The sequence below is a fragment of the Bradyrhizobium sp. AS23.2 genome, assembly GCF_001908185.1.
Taxonomy (GTDB): domain Bacteria; phylum Pseudomonadota; class Alphaproteobacteria; order Rhizobiales; family Xanthobacteraceae; genus Bradyrhizobium.
In genome coordinates, this window is sequence record NZ_LGHM01000076.1 from 41,525 (window position 1) to 56,978 (window position 15,454).

6 protein-coding genes are annotated in these 15,454 nt (G+C 63.6%); 1 reads left to right on the forward strand and 5 read right to left on the reverse strand.

The annotated features are described in order from the left end of the window. Positions 1-3: 3 nt before the first annotated feature. The 3 genes from AC630_RS17065 to AC630_RS17075 all read right to left on the reverse strand — a co-directional run bounded on the left by AC630_RS17065 (position 4) and on the right by AC630_RS17075 (position 3,716). Positions 4-906, reverse strand: a complete 903-nt coding sequence (locus tag AC630_RS17065; protein WP_074119661.1) for an ABC transporter permease — start codon at positions 904-906, stop codon at positions 4-6. Between the two features lie 3 nt (positions 907-909). Then, positions 910-1,863, reverse strand: a complete 954-nt coding sequence (locus AC630_RS17070; protein ID WP_074119662.1) for an ABC transporter permease — start codon at positions 1,861-1,863, stop codon at positions 910-912. Positions 1,864-2,054: 191 nt separating this feature from the next. Further along, positions 2,055-3,716, reverse strand: coding sequence for an ABC transporter substrate-binding protein (locus AC630_RS17075; RefSeq protein ID WP_074119663.1), 1,662 nt, complete (start codon positions 3,714-3,716; stop codon positions 2,055-2,057). A 201-nt stretch (positions 3,717-3,917) separates the two neighbouring features. Between AC630_RS17075 and AC630_RS17080 the strand changes: the two genes are divergently transcribed. Beyond that, positions 3,918-5,513 (forward strand): ABC transporter substrate-binding protein, encoded by a 1,596-nt coding sequence (locus tag AC630_RS17080; protein WP_074119669.1) that lies wholly within the window; start codon positions 3,918-3,920, stop codon positions 5,511-5,513. Between the two features lie 343 nt (positions 5,514-5,856). Here the strand turns inward: AC630_RS17080 and AC630_RS17085 are convergent, their stop codons facing one another. Then, positions 5,857-8,088, reverse strand: coding sequence for a CHASE2 domain-containing protein (locus AC630_RS17085; protein WP_074119664.1), 2,232 nt, complete (start codon positions 8,086-8,088; stop codon positions 5,857-5,859). Positions 8,089-8,167: 79 nt separating this feature from the next. Continuing rightward, a complete protein-coding gene (locus tag AC630_RS17090) occupies positions 8,168-15,274 on the reverse strand; it encodes a VCBS domain-containing protein (protein ID WP_083636298.1) in 7,107 nt (2,368 codons plus the stop codon). Positions 15,275-15,454: the final 180 nt, after the last annotated feature.

Consider the following 15,454-nt stretch of genomic DNA (forward strand, 5'->3'; position numbering starts at 1 on the left):
GGCCTAGTTCCTGATGTCCATGGCGCTGCGCAGGCCGTCCGAGAGCAGGTTGAAGCAGATCGAGACGGCGAAGATCATCGCGCCGGGCAATGCGGCGACCCAGGGATTGACGTAGATCGCGGTGCGCAAGGTGTTCAGCATCAGGCCCCATTCCGGCTCCGGTGGCTTGGTGCCGAGGCCGAGGAAGGAGAGGCCTGCCGCCAGGATCATCGAGACCGAGATCAGGCTGGTGGCATAGACGAAGATCGAGCCCAGCACGTTGCCGAGGATATGCACGCGCATGATGGTGAAGGGCCCTGCGCCGGAGGCACGCGCGGCCTCGACGAAGTCCATGTTGCGCACGCCGGTGGTGACGCTTTCGGCAACGCGGGTGATCTGCGGCACGAACACGATCGTGAGCGCCACGATGGAATTGAGGATGCCGGCCCCGAGCGCGCCGGAGATCGCGATCGCCAGCAGCACGGAGGGGAAGGCGTAGAACACGTCGACCGTGCGCATGATCGCGGTGTTGAGCTTGCCGCCGACATAGCCGGCAATGATGCCGAGCGAGGTGCCGATGCAGAACGCCAGGATCACGGGCAGGATACCGATGACCAACGACAGCCGCCCGCCATAGACCAGCCGCGCCAGCATGTCGCGGCCGAGCTCGTCGGTGCCGAGCGGATAGCCTACTGTTCCGATGTGGCGAAGGCGACGGATCATCGAACCCTTGTAGGGATCCTCCAGCCCCAGCCAGGGCGCAAGAATCGCGGACAGGAAGATCAGCAGCAGCACCAGCGCGCAGGCCATGCTGACCTTGTCGCGCGTGATGCGGCGGCCGACGGTCGCCCAATAGCCGCGTGCCTTGCTCGCGGGCGCGGCCTGGAGCGCGGCATCACTGGTCGCAGATAGCGGAAACTCGCTCATCGGCTAGCCCCGCTTGATGCGCGGATCGATCGCGGCCTGCGCGATGTCGACCAGCAGATTGAGAAAGACGAAGAACAGCGCCAGAATCAGGATCGTGCCCTGCAACAGCGGCAGGTCGCGCTGGAAGATCGCCGAATTGAGCAGGAAGCCCGAGCCCGGCCAGGAGAACACGGTCTCGATCAGGATCGAGCCGCCGAGCATGTAACCGAGCTGGAGGCCCATCACCGCGAGCGCGGTGGGGGCGGCGTTCTTGATGACGTGACGGAAGACGCCCCGCTCGTGCAGGCCTTTCGCGCGCAGCGCCTCGACAAAATCCTGCGAGAGGATGTCGCCGGTGAGCGCACGCACCGTGCGGGTAACGACGCCCATCGGAATCACGGAGGTCGTGATCGCCGGCAGCACGAGATATTTCAGGTGCGCCCAGTCCCAGGCCCAGGAGTTGGAGCCGTTGGGTCCGGCGCCGACCGCGGGCAACCAGTTCAGCTGGACCGAGAAGATGATGACGAGCACCATGCCAAGCCAGTAATGCGGCACCGACACGCCGGCGATGGCAAAGGAGGTCGCGACCTTGTCGATCCAGGTCTCGCGGAAATAGCCCGCGATTAGGCCGAGGAGGATGCCCATGGTGAAGCCGATGATGGCGGCGGCAATCGCGAGCGTGACGGTGTTGCCAACCGCGCGCATGACCTCGGCGAGCACGGGGCGCCCCGTCGCGATGGAATTGCCGAGATCGCCGTGCAGCGCGCGCATCAGCCAGAGGCCGAACTGCACCGGCAGCGGTCGGTCGAAGCCGTAGGCGGCGCGGAGCTGCGCGGCAAGCTCCTGCGAGGCATCGGCCGGCAGCACCGCGACCAGCGGATCGCCCGGCGTGATGTGCACGAGCAGAAAGCACACCAGCGCCACGCTGATGACGATCGGGATAACGTAGACGATGCGTCTGGCGATATAGGCGAGCACTGACTTACCTAACGTGATGACGCACGATTGGGTGCGCGGGCTTCAGTAAGGGACACGAGATGCGAGGGTTCCCTCCCCCCTTGCGGGGGAGGGTTAGGGAGAGGGGTGGCCACGCAGGGACCGCCCGTGTGCCCCCCTTCCCCAGCCCCTCTCCCCGCAAGGGGGAGGGGAGCCCTACCAGCGTGCTCACCTTACGGCGCCATCGACACCGGCGAGAAGTCGATGAACCAGCTCTTCGGCTGCACGACGCCTGTCACCTTCGGGCTGATGGCGCGAGGGCCGACGTCGTGGGCGACGTAGAGGAAGGCTGCGTCGTCGACGGAAGCCGCATGCAACTCGGCGAGCGCGGCGTCACGCGCAGCTGGTTCGAAGGTCTGCCGCGCCTTCTTCACGAGCTCGTCGAACTTGGGATTGTTGATGAAGCCCCAATTGTTCGAGACCGGCGGCGCCATGCCCGACTGCAGGAAGCGCACCAGCGCGAAGAACGGATCCATCGCCGCATAGGTGACGTTGGTCGCATTCGAGCCGTTGGCAGAGGGGTCCTTGGCGCCGCGGCGCCAGTTGGTGAACAAGGTGTTCCACTCGATGACGTCGAGCTGCACATCGAAGTAGCACTCGGCGAGCGCCTGCTGCAGATACTCGTTCATCGGCAGCGGCTGCATCTGGCCCGAGCCGGAGGCCGAGGTCTGGATCTTCACCGTCAGCTTCTTGTTCGGACCAAAACCTGCCTCCTGCATCAGCTTCTGGGCAGCAGCCTTGTCGTATTTGATCTCGAAGGTCGGCTTGCCCCGCCAGGGATGGCCGGGCTCGAAGGTGCCGGTCGCGGGCACCATCAGGCCTGCGAGCAGGCCGTCCTTGAGGCCTTCGCGATCGACGCAGAGGTTCGCGGCCTTGCGCACGCGGATGTCGTTCCAGGGCGAGCCTTCGATGCGCGAGAACTGCCACGGCCAAACATGCGGCTGCTCGTTGGCGTAGAGCTTGAAGCCGCGCTGCTTGAGCTCGGGCAGCGCGTCCGGCGCCGGCGCCTCGACCCAATCGACCTGTCCGGAGAGCAGCGCCGCGGTGCGCGCATTCGCTTCCGGCATCGGCAACAGCACCATCTTGTCGACCTTGGGCACGCGCGCCTTGTCCCAATAGTTCGCGTTCTTGACGAGCTCGAGCCGCTCGCGCGGGGTGAAGCTCGACATTTTCCACGGGCCGGTGCCGGAAGCGTCCTTGGCGAACGCGGTCCAGGCGGCCTGCGACTTGGCCTTGGCGTCAGTGCCTTCCGCCTTGTCGTAGAAGGCCTGCCACTTCGCCGGGCTCGCCATGAAGAGATTGGTGAGGTTGATCGGCAGGAAGCTGTCGGGCTCCTTGGTGGTGAGCTCGACAGTCATGTCGTCGATCTTCTTCGCGGAGGCCAGCGTCGGCATGCGTGAGGCGGTGACGCCGACCTGGCTGGCGTCGAACTGCGGCGCGTCCTGCTTCAACACCTTGTCGACGTTCCAGACCACGGCGTCTGCGTTGAACGGCGAGCCGTCATGGAAGGTGACGCCGGGGCGCAACTTGAAAATCCACTTGGTCTTGTCGGCATCGTCGACCTTCCACTCGGTCGCAAGGCCGGGGATCACCACGCTCGCCTTGTCGGCCGAGGACAGATCCCACCCGGTCAGCGCATCGTACATGGTGAGGCCAGTGAAGCGATTGCCTTCAAAGCCCTGATCGGGCTGGCCCAGCGTGCGCGGAATATCGGCAGCGGTCATGCCGATGCGCAGCACTGTGTCGGCGCTGGCCACGCGCGGCCATGCGGCCGCACTACCGAGCGCCAGCAACGCGATCAGCGCCGCGCGAGTGGTCGTCTTCTTGATAAGCATCGCCTCAATCCTCTTCCGGCTTCCGATGATTAATTTTGAAGCAATCGTATGCAATGGCTGTGCCAGTGGGGAAACTTATTCTGCAAATTGCCCCTGCGACGACAAGTCCTTGTGATTGTGCACCTGCGCAGGCGCCGCGCTGCCTATTCTGGCATCAAGATTGCAAGTTTGGCCCTGAGTTCTTCCTGGGAGTATTGGGCCATGCGTGTCCGACTATCGACCTGTCTCGCCGTGCTTGCCCTGGCGTTATCCGCAATCCCGGCGCGGGCCGAAACGGTCGTGCGCTATGGCATCTCGATGGCGGATATTCCGCTGACGACCGGCCAGCCCGATCGCGGCGCCGGCGCCTACCAGTTCACGGCCTACACGATCTACGATCCGCTCGTTGCGTGGGAGATGGACGTCGCCGACCGGCCCGGCAAGCTGGTGCCGGGGCTCGCGACGGAATGGAAGGTCGACGACAACGACAGGACCAAATGGCGCTTCGCCCTTCGCAAGGGCGTGAAGTTTCACGACGGCAGCGAGTTCAACGCCGACGCGGTGATCTGGAATCTGGACAAGGTGCTCAACGACAAGGCGCCGCAATTCGACAAGCGACAGAGCGCGCAGGTGAAGACCCGCCTGCCCTCGGTCGCGAGCTACGCCAAGATCGACGATTTTACCGTGGAGATCACCACCAAGACTGTCGACTCCTTCTTTCCCTATCAGATGCTCTGGTTCCTGGTGTCGAGCCCGGCGCAATATGAAAAGCTCGGCAAGGACTGGGACAAGTTCGCAAGCCAGCCTTCCGGCACCGGCCCGTTCAAGCTGACCAAGCTGGTACCGCGCGAGCTCGCCGAGCTGACCAAGAATCCGGACTACTGGAACAAGAAGCGGATTCCGAAGTCCGACAAGATCGTGCTGGTGCCGATGCCGGAAGCGCTGACGCGCACCAACGCGCTGCTGGCCGGCCAGGTCGACCTGATCGAGACGCCGGCGCCCGATGCCGTGCCGCAGCTCAAGGCGGCCGGCATGAAGATCGTCGACAACATCACGCCGCATGTCTGGAATTATCACCTCAGCATACTGCCGGGCTCGCCCTGGACCGACATCCGCCTGCGCAAGGCGCTGAACCTTGCGATCGATCGCGAGGCGGTGGTCGGCCTGATGAATGGCCTCGCAAAACCCGCCAAGGGCCAGGTCGACCCGTCGAGCCCGTGGTTCGGCAAGCCGACGTTTGACATCAAGTATGATCTCACTGCCGCCAGGAAGCTGGTCGAGGAGGCCGGCTACTCCAAGGCGAAGCCGCTGAAGACCACCTTCATCATCGCGCAAGGCGGCACCGGCCAGATGCTGTCGCTGCCGATGAACGAATTCCTGCAGCAGAGTTTCAAGGAGATCGGCATCGACATCGACTTCAAGGTGGTCGAGCTCGAGACATTATATACGCACTGGCGCAAGGGCGCGGCCGACGACATGAATGCCGGCATCACCGCCAACAACATCGCCTATGTCACCTCCGATCCACTCTACGCCATCGTCCGCTTCTTCGCCTCCGACCAGATCGCACCGGTCGGTGTCAACTGGGGCGGCTACAAGAACCCTGAGGTTGACGCGCTGATCAACGAGGCCAAGCAGACTTTCGACACCGCCAAGCAGGACGATCTGATCGCACAGGCGCACGCCCTGATCGTCGACGATGCCGTGCTGGTCTGGGTCGTTCACGACACCAACCCGCATGCGCTGTCGCCGAAGATCAAGCAGTTCGTGCAGGCGCAGCACTGGTTCCAGGACCTGACGACGATCGGGATGGAGTGAGGGGGCGGCGCGCGACCACAGCCATCGTAGGGTGGGCAAAGCGAAGCGTGCCCCACGAGTGAACGAGAAGACGTGGCACGGCGCAAGTGCGCCTTTGCCCACCCTACGGGAGTTGATGGCGGCGTCGGTAGCGTTGGAGCCAAACTGCCCCGTCAAACACCGCTGTCGTCCCGGGGTGCGACGTAGTCGCGAGCCCGGGACCCATAACCACAGGGAGAGGTTTGGCGAGGACTCGTGGTTGCCACTCTCGCACCACAACTTCTCCCTGGGGTTATGGGTCCCCGCGTGCGCGGGGACGACGGCGAATGTGTAGCGCCAGCGACGCCCCTTCGCCCGCGCACCGCTACTTCGTCAGCAGCGCATACGCCCCGGACCATCCCTCGGCCGGTGGATTGGTCTGGAAAACCTTGATGCGGGCTTCGTAGAGCTTGAACAGCTTTTCCAGCGTGTCGGCGTCTTCGCTTCGACGGCCGCGCTCGATGGCGTCGAGCGCGCCCTGCCAGTCGCGGCGGCGGTAGCAGCCGAGCATCTCGATGGTGATGTTGCGCAGGCGCTGGAAGGCGCCGGAATTCATCACGTCCTCGGGGCCGGCGATGGCGTAGATCACTTCCGGTTCGGTCTTGCCCTTGACCATGATGAAGTCGAGCTCGAGGATCGCGAACTTCTCCTTGGCGGCGAGCGCGGTCCTGGAGCCGACGATGATCGGGAAACCGTACTCCTTCGACTGGCCTTCGAGGCGCGAGGCGAGGTTCACGCTGTCGCCGAGCACCGAATAGTTCTTCTTCAGATCGGAGCCCATGTTACCGACCACGCCGATGCCGGTGTTGAGGCCGATGCCGACATTGAGCGGGATGTAGACGTGGCCGCCGTCGATGGCCTCCTGCTCGCGCTCCTTGTTGACCGCGTCGATCTGCTCGAGCATCTGGATCGCGGCCTCGCAGGCGTTGACCTCGTGCTCGGCATCGTCGAGCGGCGCGTTCCAGAACGCCATGATGGCGTCGCCCATGTATTTGTCGATATAGCCCTTCCGCTCGATGATGACGTCGGTCAGCGGCGTCAGGAAGCGGTTCATCAACGCGATCAGCCCTTGCGGATCGTGCTTGTAGCTCTCCGAGATCGTGGTGAAGCCGCGCACGTCGGAGAACATGATCGTCATCTCGCGCTCCTCGCCGCCGAGCACGAGCTTTTCCGGCGATTGCGCGAGCTGCTCGACCAGCACGGGCGACATGTATTGCGCGAACATGCCGCGGATCTGCACGCGCTGGCGCTGCTCGCGCACGAAACTCGCAAAGATCAGCGTCAGATAGATCGCGGTGGTCGAGAGCAGCGGATAGGTGAAGTCGATGAGGTAGCGATATTGCGAATAGAAGAACCAGGATACGCCGATCAGGATGGCGGCGAACATCGCACCCGCAAGCACCAGGCGGACGGGCCCGAGGTTCGGCGTGAAGATGATGACGAGCAGGCCGATAATCAGCGCGGCGAGCAGCTCGACACCGAGCGCATAGTTCGGCTGGGAAATGACCGCGCCGCTCAGCACACTTTCGAGCACCTGGGCATGGACCTCGACACCCGGCATGTTCGACGACACCGGCGTGGTCTTGATGTCGTTGAGCCCAACCGCTGAGGTTCCGATCAGCACCAGCTTGCCGGCGATCCGGCTGCGCGACACCGTGTTGTCGAGCACGTCGGCGGCGGAGACGTAGATCGACGGATCCTGGCGGGCATAATGCACCCAGAACTGGCCGTTCTTGTCGGTCGGAATCTCGACGCCCTTGATGCGGACGGCCCTGATGCCGGTCTTGTCGGTCCTGACCAGGAGCGTCGGCGTGCCCGTCACGACACGCAGGATCTCGAGGCTGAGCGAAGGCATGATGTTGCCCTGGGCGCGCATGATCATCGGCACCCGGCGGATCAGGCCGTCGCGGTCGGTCCTGATGCTGAACAGGCCGCGGCCGGCGGCGACCTTCTCGATGACGGGCACGTTGCGCAAGAGGCCAGGGAATTCGAACAGGAAGCGTTCGGCCCCCTCCTCGCCGACCGTGGCAACGCCGGTGAAGGGCAGCGTCTTGTCGATCTCCGACAGGACCGCCCGCTGACCGGTCTCGCCCAGCACCACGCGCGAGCGCTTGATCGCTTCGGCGAAGATCTGGTCGTTGGTCGGCAGCTCCCGCAGCTTGGCGCGAGTGGCATCGTCCAGATCGCGCATCTGGCTCGCGACCAGATCCGGATTGAGCCGGTCGGCTTCCGAAAACACCACGTCGAAGCCGATCGCGACCGCGCCGCTATTGGTGAGGTTGAGGATCAGATCGGCGATCCGCGTGCGCGGCCACGGCCACTGGCCGAGCTTGGCGAGGCTCTTGTCGTCGATATCGACGATGACGACCGGCCGCGTCGCCTTGTGGCGCGGATCGATCAGCTGGAACATGTCGAAGGTGCGCAGCCGCACTTCCTGGATCGGCGGCGGATCCCAGAGGCGGACGGCGGCAAATATGATCAGCAGCGCAAGGCACATCAGCCGCGCAAAGCCGAACTTGAGCGCAAACCACCGCCGCAGGATCTTGAGACGTTTCATGCTGGTTGGATATCACGCATCGACGACCAATGGCAGCTTCGATCGGATGTACAGACGATCGGCCACGCCCAAATGGTCATCAGGAATGAACGATGAAGTCACTCGCGTGGAGAGCGCTGGCACTGACGCCCTTCAACAAAATGGTGTCAGCGGGATCGATCGTGATCAGGGTATCCGCAGAATTCGTGGGGGACGCGGCCACATGCTGACTCATCCAGTTGGAAACGCTGGAGGTCGTCACAACTGCCGACAGGTCGATGTGGTCCTGGTGCGGCGTGAAATTCACGATCGTGTCGTGATTCGAGTTGGCCGCGAACACGAACTGGTCCTGATAGCTCGTTCCGAAGAACACGTCCTTGCCGGTCGTCCCGGCAAGGCTGACGTGATCATTCGCATTCTCAGCGAGATTGAAAATCAAGTTGATCGTATCGGTCGCGCCGTGGCCGTCGGTCACGGTGAGCGTGACTTTATCCGTGGAAGGCTCTCCGCTGCCCTCCCGGTAGGTGACCGTCTGCAATTTCGCATTGATATAGGCCAAAGAACCGGCCGCCGATGACGGGCTCACGTTGCTACCCGAATCGTGGGTGGTGGCAGCGATCGTGAACGTTTCATTGGCGGCAGCATCGGCGTCGGTAACCGACAGACCGTGCACGATCACCTGCTCATCGCTGTTCTGCGTGACACTGATCCGGTCGACGTTGAACACCGGCGCGTCGTTCGCGCCGGTCACGTCCACCGTGAGTGTCGCCGTGCCGCTCGCACCATGCACGTCGGTGGTCTGGACCGTGAAAGTATCCGAATAGGAGCCTGCCGGAAGCGCGTTGATCGCAGCGGCATCGGGAACGTAGCTGTAGGTACCGTGGGAGTTGACCGTCAGCGAGCCATAGTGACCCACGACCGTCGTCGCCGCATGGTTATGCGCATCGAGCACGGAATAAGTCAGCGTCGCAGTCTCGCCGGTGTCGGCATCGGTCCCGGCCAGCTGGCCGGTGAGATTGGAGAAAGTATCGGCGGCAGCCGTGTCTGTCAGCGTGCCTATGTTGAGATCGGACAGGGTCGGCGCGTCGTTGGCACCCGTCACGCCCACCGTGACTGTCGCCGAGCCGGTCGCGCCATGCACGTCGGTGGTTTGGACCGTGAAAGTATCCGTATAGGAGCCTGCCGGAAGCGCGTTGATCGCCGCGGCATCGGCAACGTAGCTGTAGGTGCCGTCGGGGTTGACGGTCAGCGCGCCGTAGTGGCCCGTGACCATGCTTGTTGCCTGGTTATGTGCATCCAGCACGGCAAAGGTCAGTGTCGCCGTTTCGCCGCTGTCGGCATCGGTCCCAATCAGCTTCCCGGTGAGATTGGAGAAACGGTCGGTTACGGCCGTATCCACCAGCGGCCCGACGGATACTGACGCCAGCGTGGGCGCATCGTTGGCGCCGGTGATCGTGACAGTAACCTCGGCCGTGTCCTTCTGTCCCTGGTGGTCATCAAGCGCAATCGTGGAGTCTACCGTCGCGGTCTGGCCCTTGCCGAGGAAATCCAGCGCGCTGTCGGCGACCGAATAGCTCCAGCTGATCGTGCCATTGTTCTTGCCGGTCTGCTCGAGCGTCAGCGCCTGCTCGAGCGCGGCCTCCTCCTGGCCCGTCAGCGCCAGCTGTGTCGTGTGATCGACACCCAGCCAGGTCACGGATTGGCCCGTGATCGTCGCCGTCGGCCGGTCGGTCAAGTCGATGTCGGTGAAATCGATTGAGCCGGTCGCGGTCGGCACCGGGTCGGGCGCTCCGGAGCCGGTGGTGTTTTCACGCTCGGAGAAACTGGCGGTCAGCGACGCCGTGGCCGTGTCGAGCGCCGGCGCGTCGTCGGCCGCATTGAACGTGATCAGCGTGTGGCCGGTGCCATCGTTGCTGCCTGCGAAATGTGCACTGCTGTAGTCGGCGCCTGTCAGCTTCAGGCTGATGTGGTTGCCGTCAGCGTCGGTGACCGTCAGCACACCGCCCGTCGAGGGATCGGCATTGGCGACATAGACCGCGCTGGTGCCGGGCCCGTACTTGATGGTGGACAGGTCAATCGTGTCGGTCGCGGACAGCGCCGCGATCGATCCGCCGAAAGTCGACGTATCAATCTGAAGATGGGCGCCGTCGCCAGCGAGCGTGATCGTCTGCGATACCACATCCTTGACGTCGAGCGTCGCGCCGGCATCGACGGTGACCGAGCCCGAGCCCGACAGCGAGCCGAACAGCGTCAGCGTTCCCGTGTGCACCTCGATGAGGTGGTTGTTGGTAATGGTGCCCGTGATCGACGTCGTGCCCCAACTATCGATCTCGTTGGAATTGGTGATCCCCAACCCGTTCACGGAAATCGAGGCACCGTTGAGCAGATCGATTTCGCCCGCGTTGACGATCGAGGACACATTGCCGAAGACGCTGGTGCCGGCGACGGTCCAGATGCCGGTCGCCCCATTGTGGAAGGTCGCGCTGGCAACCGAGATGTTGCCGTTGATGTGGCCGGTGTTGTTGATCGTGATGGCGCCGCCGGTCTCGACGATCGCATAGGTCATCGGAGTCACGGTGCAGGCGTCAGTGGGCCCGATGGTGCCGGAATTGTCGATCGTCGCGGTGCCGGTCGCGTTCTCCTGGATCGAGATCGCAGCGACGCCGTTGGCGCCGACCACCGAGCCGGCGTTGGTGATGTGCGTCGAGCCGGTCGCGCCCGCATCGTCCTGGTCAACGTGGATGCCGAGCGAGGCCGTGCCGGTGATGTGCCCGTTGTTCGTGATGGTGACGTAGCCAGCGCCATGGGAGACGACGTCGAGACCGACGGCGCCGGAAACGCCGCCGCCGACGGTCGCCGTGATGTCGCCCGCGCCGTTCGCACCGTCGTGCAGCACGATGCCGTCGCCGCTCAGGCCGGTAACGGCACCGGCCGTCGTCAGCGTGATGTCGCCGATGCCGTTCTGCGTGACGACGATGCCATTGTTCGCGCCGGTCAGCGTGCCGGTCGGCGTCAGCACGATGTTGCCGCCGTTTCCGCTCGTCCCGCCTGATGCGGTGAAGTCGAGCGCGTCGCCGCTCGAGGTCGAGATACTAGCCGCGCCGGCGATCGTGAACGTGCCGTCCTTCGACGACATGCCGGCGATCGTGCCGGTGAAGCTCTGACCAGCCACCTTGTCGAGCAGAAGCGTATTGATGCCGCCGGCGAAGGTGACGGTCTGCGCGTCCGCGCCGCCGAGCTCGAGCGTCGCCTTGTCGTCGATGATCAGCGTGCCGGCACCGGTGAGGCCGCCGGAAAGGTTGAGCGTGCCGCTCTGGACCTCGATGGCGCCGGTGTTGGTGACGCTGCCTGTGATCGTGTCAAGGCCGGAGACGCTGTAGAGATTGCCGGCATTGCTGAGGCTGCCGCCGTTGATCGAGAGGTCGGTCAGATAGAGTTTCGACGCGCCGTCAACCGTGATCATCCCGCCGGTGTTGGTGATGATGGCGCTCGTCAGCTTCAGCGTGCCGCCGCTCGCCGCCTCGATCAGGCTGTGATTGGTGATGGCATGGAGAACGCCGGGATCGATCGTCAGCGTGCCGCTGGTGACGGAGATCGTGCCTGAGTTGGTGATGCCGGCGCAGTCGATGGCGCTCGTTCCGATCGATTCCAGCGTGCCGGATACCGTCACCGTGCCGCCGTCGATGATCGCGCCGGCGAGATCGAGCGTCGAGCCGGACTCGATCGACACCGTGCCGCCGGCGTTGTTCACGGTCATCGCGGTGAGCTTCAGCGTGCCGTCGTTGATTGCGACCAGCGTGCCGGTATTGGTGACGGCCTCGCCGTTGATGTCGAGCTCGCCGCCATTGGCCTGGATGGTGCCGCCATTCGTGATCGCGGTCGCGGAGGTCGTCGCCACCAATGCAAGCACGCCGCCGATCGCCTCGATCAGATAGCTGTTCGAGATATTGGTGTCGGTGATCGTGGTGGTGCCAGTGGACTCCAGCGTGCCGGAAACGGTCAGCGTGCCGCCGGTCAGGGTCGCACCGTTCAACGCCAGCTTCTTGCTCGCGTCGACCTTGACGATGCCGCAATTGATGATCGCGGCTCCTGCAACCGTCGCGTCGTCGAGCGTCAGCGTGACGCCGCTCTCAACCTTCACAGCGCCCTTGTTCAGGGTCACGTTGCCGTCGAGCTTGCTGTTGCCTGTGACGTCGATCGTGCCGCCGAGGACGCCGCGGTAATTGTTGATGGAGCCGCCGCTGATCGTGGCTTCGTCCAGCGTCAGCACGGCATTGCCGTCGACGATGACGTTGCCGCTCGAATTGTCGACGGTCGAGCCCTGATCGATCGCGAGCGCGCCGTTGGCCAGCACTTCGATGGTGCCGGCATTGGTGACGGTCTCGTAATCCAGCGCATTGCCCGTGCCGCTGACCTTGAGGACGGCGTTGTTCTTCAGGATGCCGTTGCTCAGAACCGCATTGCCGGTGAGATCGAGCTCGCCGTTATTCGTGACCGCGCCGATGCCGGGCCAATCGTTGGTCGCGACATGCGTACCGCCTGGGGTATCGCTCGTACCGCCATTCAGCACGGGCCCGCGATCGCCCGCCCCGCCGTCAATTGTCGCGCCGTTGACGGTGAGCTTGCCGCTGGCGTCGACGGTAACGTTGCCGCTGTTGGCAATGCTGCTCTTCAGCGCCAGCGTGCCGCCGGAGAGATCGATCGTGCCGGAATTGGTGATGGTGGTCAGGGTATCGATCGTGCCGCCTGCGGCCAGAGTGAGCGTGCCCGCATTCGTAATGGTGCTGGTATTCGTGACGACCAGACCAGATTTCCTGGTAATCGTCTCGACATCGATCGCGCCGCCGACGAAAACGTGGCCATCGGCGGAGTTGGTGAACTTCGCGTCGGCATTGAGCGTAAGCGTGCCCGCGATCGTCAACGTGCTATAGTTGATCACCTCCGGCGCCGTGTGGTGCGCTGTCGTATCGTAATCATCCATCGTCAGCGACTTGCCGTACGCCGCGGCGTCGATCGTGACGGGATAGGAGGGCGTCAGCCCGTGTAACTGGTCGGTGATGACGATAACGTCGTCATTGATCGTCGGCGCGGCGCCGGTTTCCCAGTTCGCGCCGTCCTTCCAGAAGCCGCCGGGCGGGACGTCGGGCTTGCTGGTCGCGATCCACACCACGGCAGGAGCATCGGTGCCGGTGATCGTGACTGTGACGATCTGGTCCGAAGTCGCGCCTTGCGAATCGGTAACCGTCACGGTGTAGGTCAACGTCAGTCCTTCGCCCTTCGGGATGAAGTCGGCGAGGTAGACGGGAATATCCGCCAGCGACCAGGCAATCGTTCCCGTGCCAGACCCGGTGCTGTCATTGCCGGCCGCAATCGAAACCGACAAGGCATTCGAAAGGAAGTCGTGGATGCTCTGGGGCACGGGGCCGTCGGGCAGGACCGCGCTGAAGTGCGACACTCCAACCGTATGCGTGTCGGTGAGGTCGACATCCTTGAAGGTCAGCGTCCCCGAGGTAGGGACATCGCTGGTGAGCGGGCCGCCCGGCACGCTGGTGCCGCCGGAGAAGGTGATGATCGGGACGCTGGTGGTGATCACCGGCTTGTCGTTGGTGCCGGTGATCGTGATTGTGATCGGGATGAAGGAGGTTTCGGGGCTGAGCGAGAAATTGTTGTCGACGCGGACCATGTAGGTCAGCGTCAGCGTTTCGCCCGCCGCGAGGAAGTCGAAGACGTGGTCCGGAATCGTGTAGGTCCAGACCGCCGAGCCGTGGTTGTTGTTGCCAGCGTCGGCGACGACGTCGATCTTGATCTGCGTCGCCGCGATGTCCTGCTTCTGGAGAGCAGTGAGCGAGCCGGTGACGTCCTGCTGACCGGCGTTCTTGTAGACATAGTTCGGCGCGTCGGCGAGGTTCACCGACACCGTCGGCCGGTCGCCCAGGTTTTGATCGAGGAAGGTGATCCGGCCGGAGACCGTATCGGAATCCTTGGTGTCGCCGGTCGTGTTCGCGCGCTCCGTCAGCGAGAACACCGACTTCACATTGCCATTGAGATCGAGGCTCTGAACCAGGGGCTTGCCGGGAAAACGGCCGACGGTCGGCGTGGAAATGTCCGGCCCGTGCGGGTCCTGCGGATTAAGGTTCGTGAAGACCGCGGTCGCGATGTAGCCAGCCGGCGTCTTGATCACGATGCCAGCGCTAGTCTGCGTGATCGTGTCGGTGAAGTTCGTGGTCAGCTTGGTGTTGCTGTTGTTGTCGGTGAACTTCAGCGTGAACACGTCCGTGATCAGCTTCTGAACGTCCGGCGACAGCAGCGCGCTGCTGACCGAGACGTTGCCGCCGCTGATCTGGATCATCTGGCCGGCCTGGTTGACCGTCGCGATCGGCAGCAGCGTGACCTTGTCGAACAGGATGTAGGAGCCCGTCGTGCCGCTCGGCTCGACCAGCACCTGGAAGCTCGCCTGCGGTTGCGGGTCGCCGCCGCCGGAGGGAACGACGAAATCGATCTGGGTCAGCACCGCGGTGCCGCGGATGCCCATGGTGGCGACCGGCGTGTCGACCTTCATATCGCCGTGCTTGGCGGTCTCGCCGGCGACGAAGGTGATGGTGCCCGCGACCAGGCTGAGCAGCGAGGAATTGTTCGACCCGTTGGGGTCGTAGACCATCTCGTTCAGCACCATCCGCGCATTGGAGGACAGGCCGAACACGGTGCCGTCGATGAAGGTGATGCCCAGTGTCGAATCCGCGCCGGTCGCGACCACATCGCCCTTCTCGACATTGTCACCGTTATTCAGGATGACCGAGACGCCGTTGCGGACCGCGGTCGCGCTGCCCGCGAGCTTGGTAACGTGGCCGATGACCTGCGCGGCAGCAGCCCCCGGCGCCGCCTGCGCATATTGCACGTGGCCTGTGAGTGCGTTGACGACGTCGCCGGTGAGGTGCGCGCCATCGGGCGAAGCGATCGCCGCGCGCTTGTCGCCCCGGAAATAGTCGTGAACGACGAACTCGTGCCCCTCATGGGACAGCACGAGGTCGAGACCTGCGCGCTTGAACTCGCCGTTGAAGATCAGGTTCGGGTCGGGAACAACGAACGCGCCATCAGGCACGTGACCGTGCGCCTTGGCCGTAAACGAATCGACATGGACATAGGCGGGCGAGCGGGAACTCTGGCCATCCAAAGAGATCGCGGAGTCAAATTTGCCAGCGTAATTCAACTGGGCACCGTAAAAATGGTTAAAATTTAAGTAAGTATCGCTCGCCTAAGCTTGCTTAGCATTACCAAGTCCTTAGCGAAACCATCTATTGCTTGTGTGATTTCGCGTCACTTGACTACAGCGGCCCCCGTCGAGCGGAACCTTCGCAGAGAAGGAAAAGTAATCATTCAAGTAATAAAA

Coding starts and splice junctions, on each gene's coding strand:
- AC630_RS17065 (WP_074119661.1), bottom strand. CDS start 906: ATGAGCGAGTTTCCGCTATCTGCGACCAGTGATGCCGCGCTCCAGGCC.
- AC630_RS17075 (WP_074119663.1), bottom strand. CDS start 3,716: ATGCTTATCAAGAAGACGACCACTCGCGCGGCGCTGATCGCGTTGCTG.
- AC630_RS17080 (WP_074119669.1), top strand. CDS start 3,918: ATGCGTGTCCGACTATCGACCTGTCTCGCCGTGCTTGCCCTGGCGTTA.
- AC630_RS17085 (WP_074119664.1), bottom strand. CDS start 8,088: ATGAAACGTCTCAAGATCCTGCGGCGGTGGTTTGCGCTCAAGTTCGGC.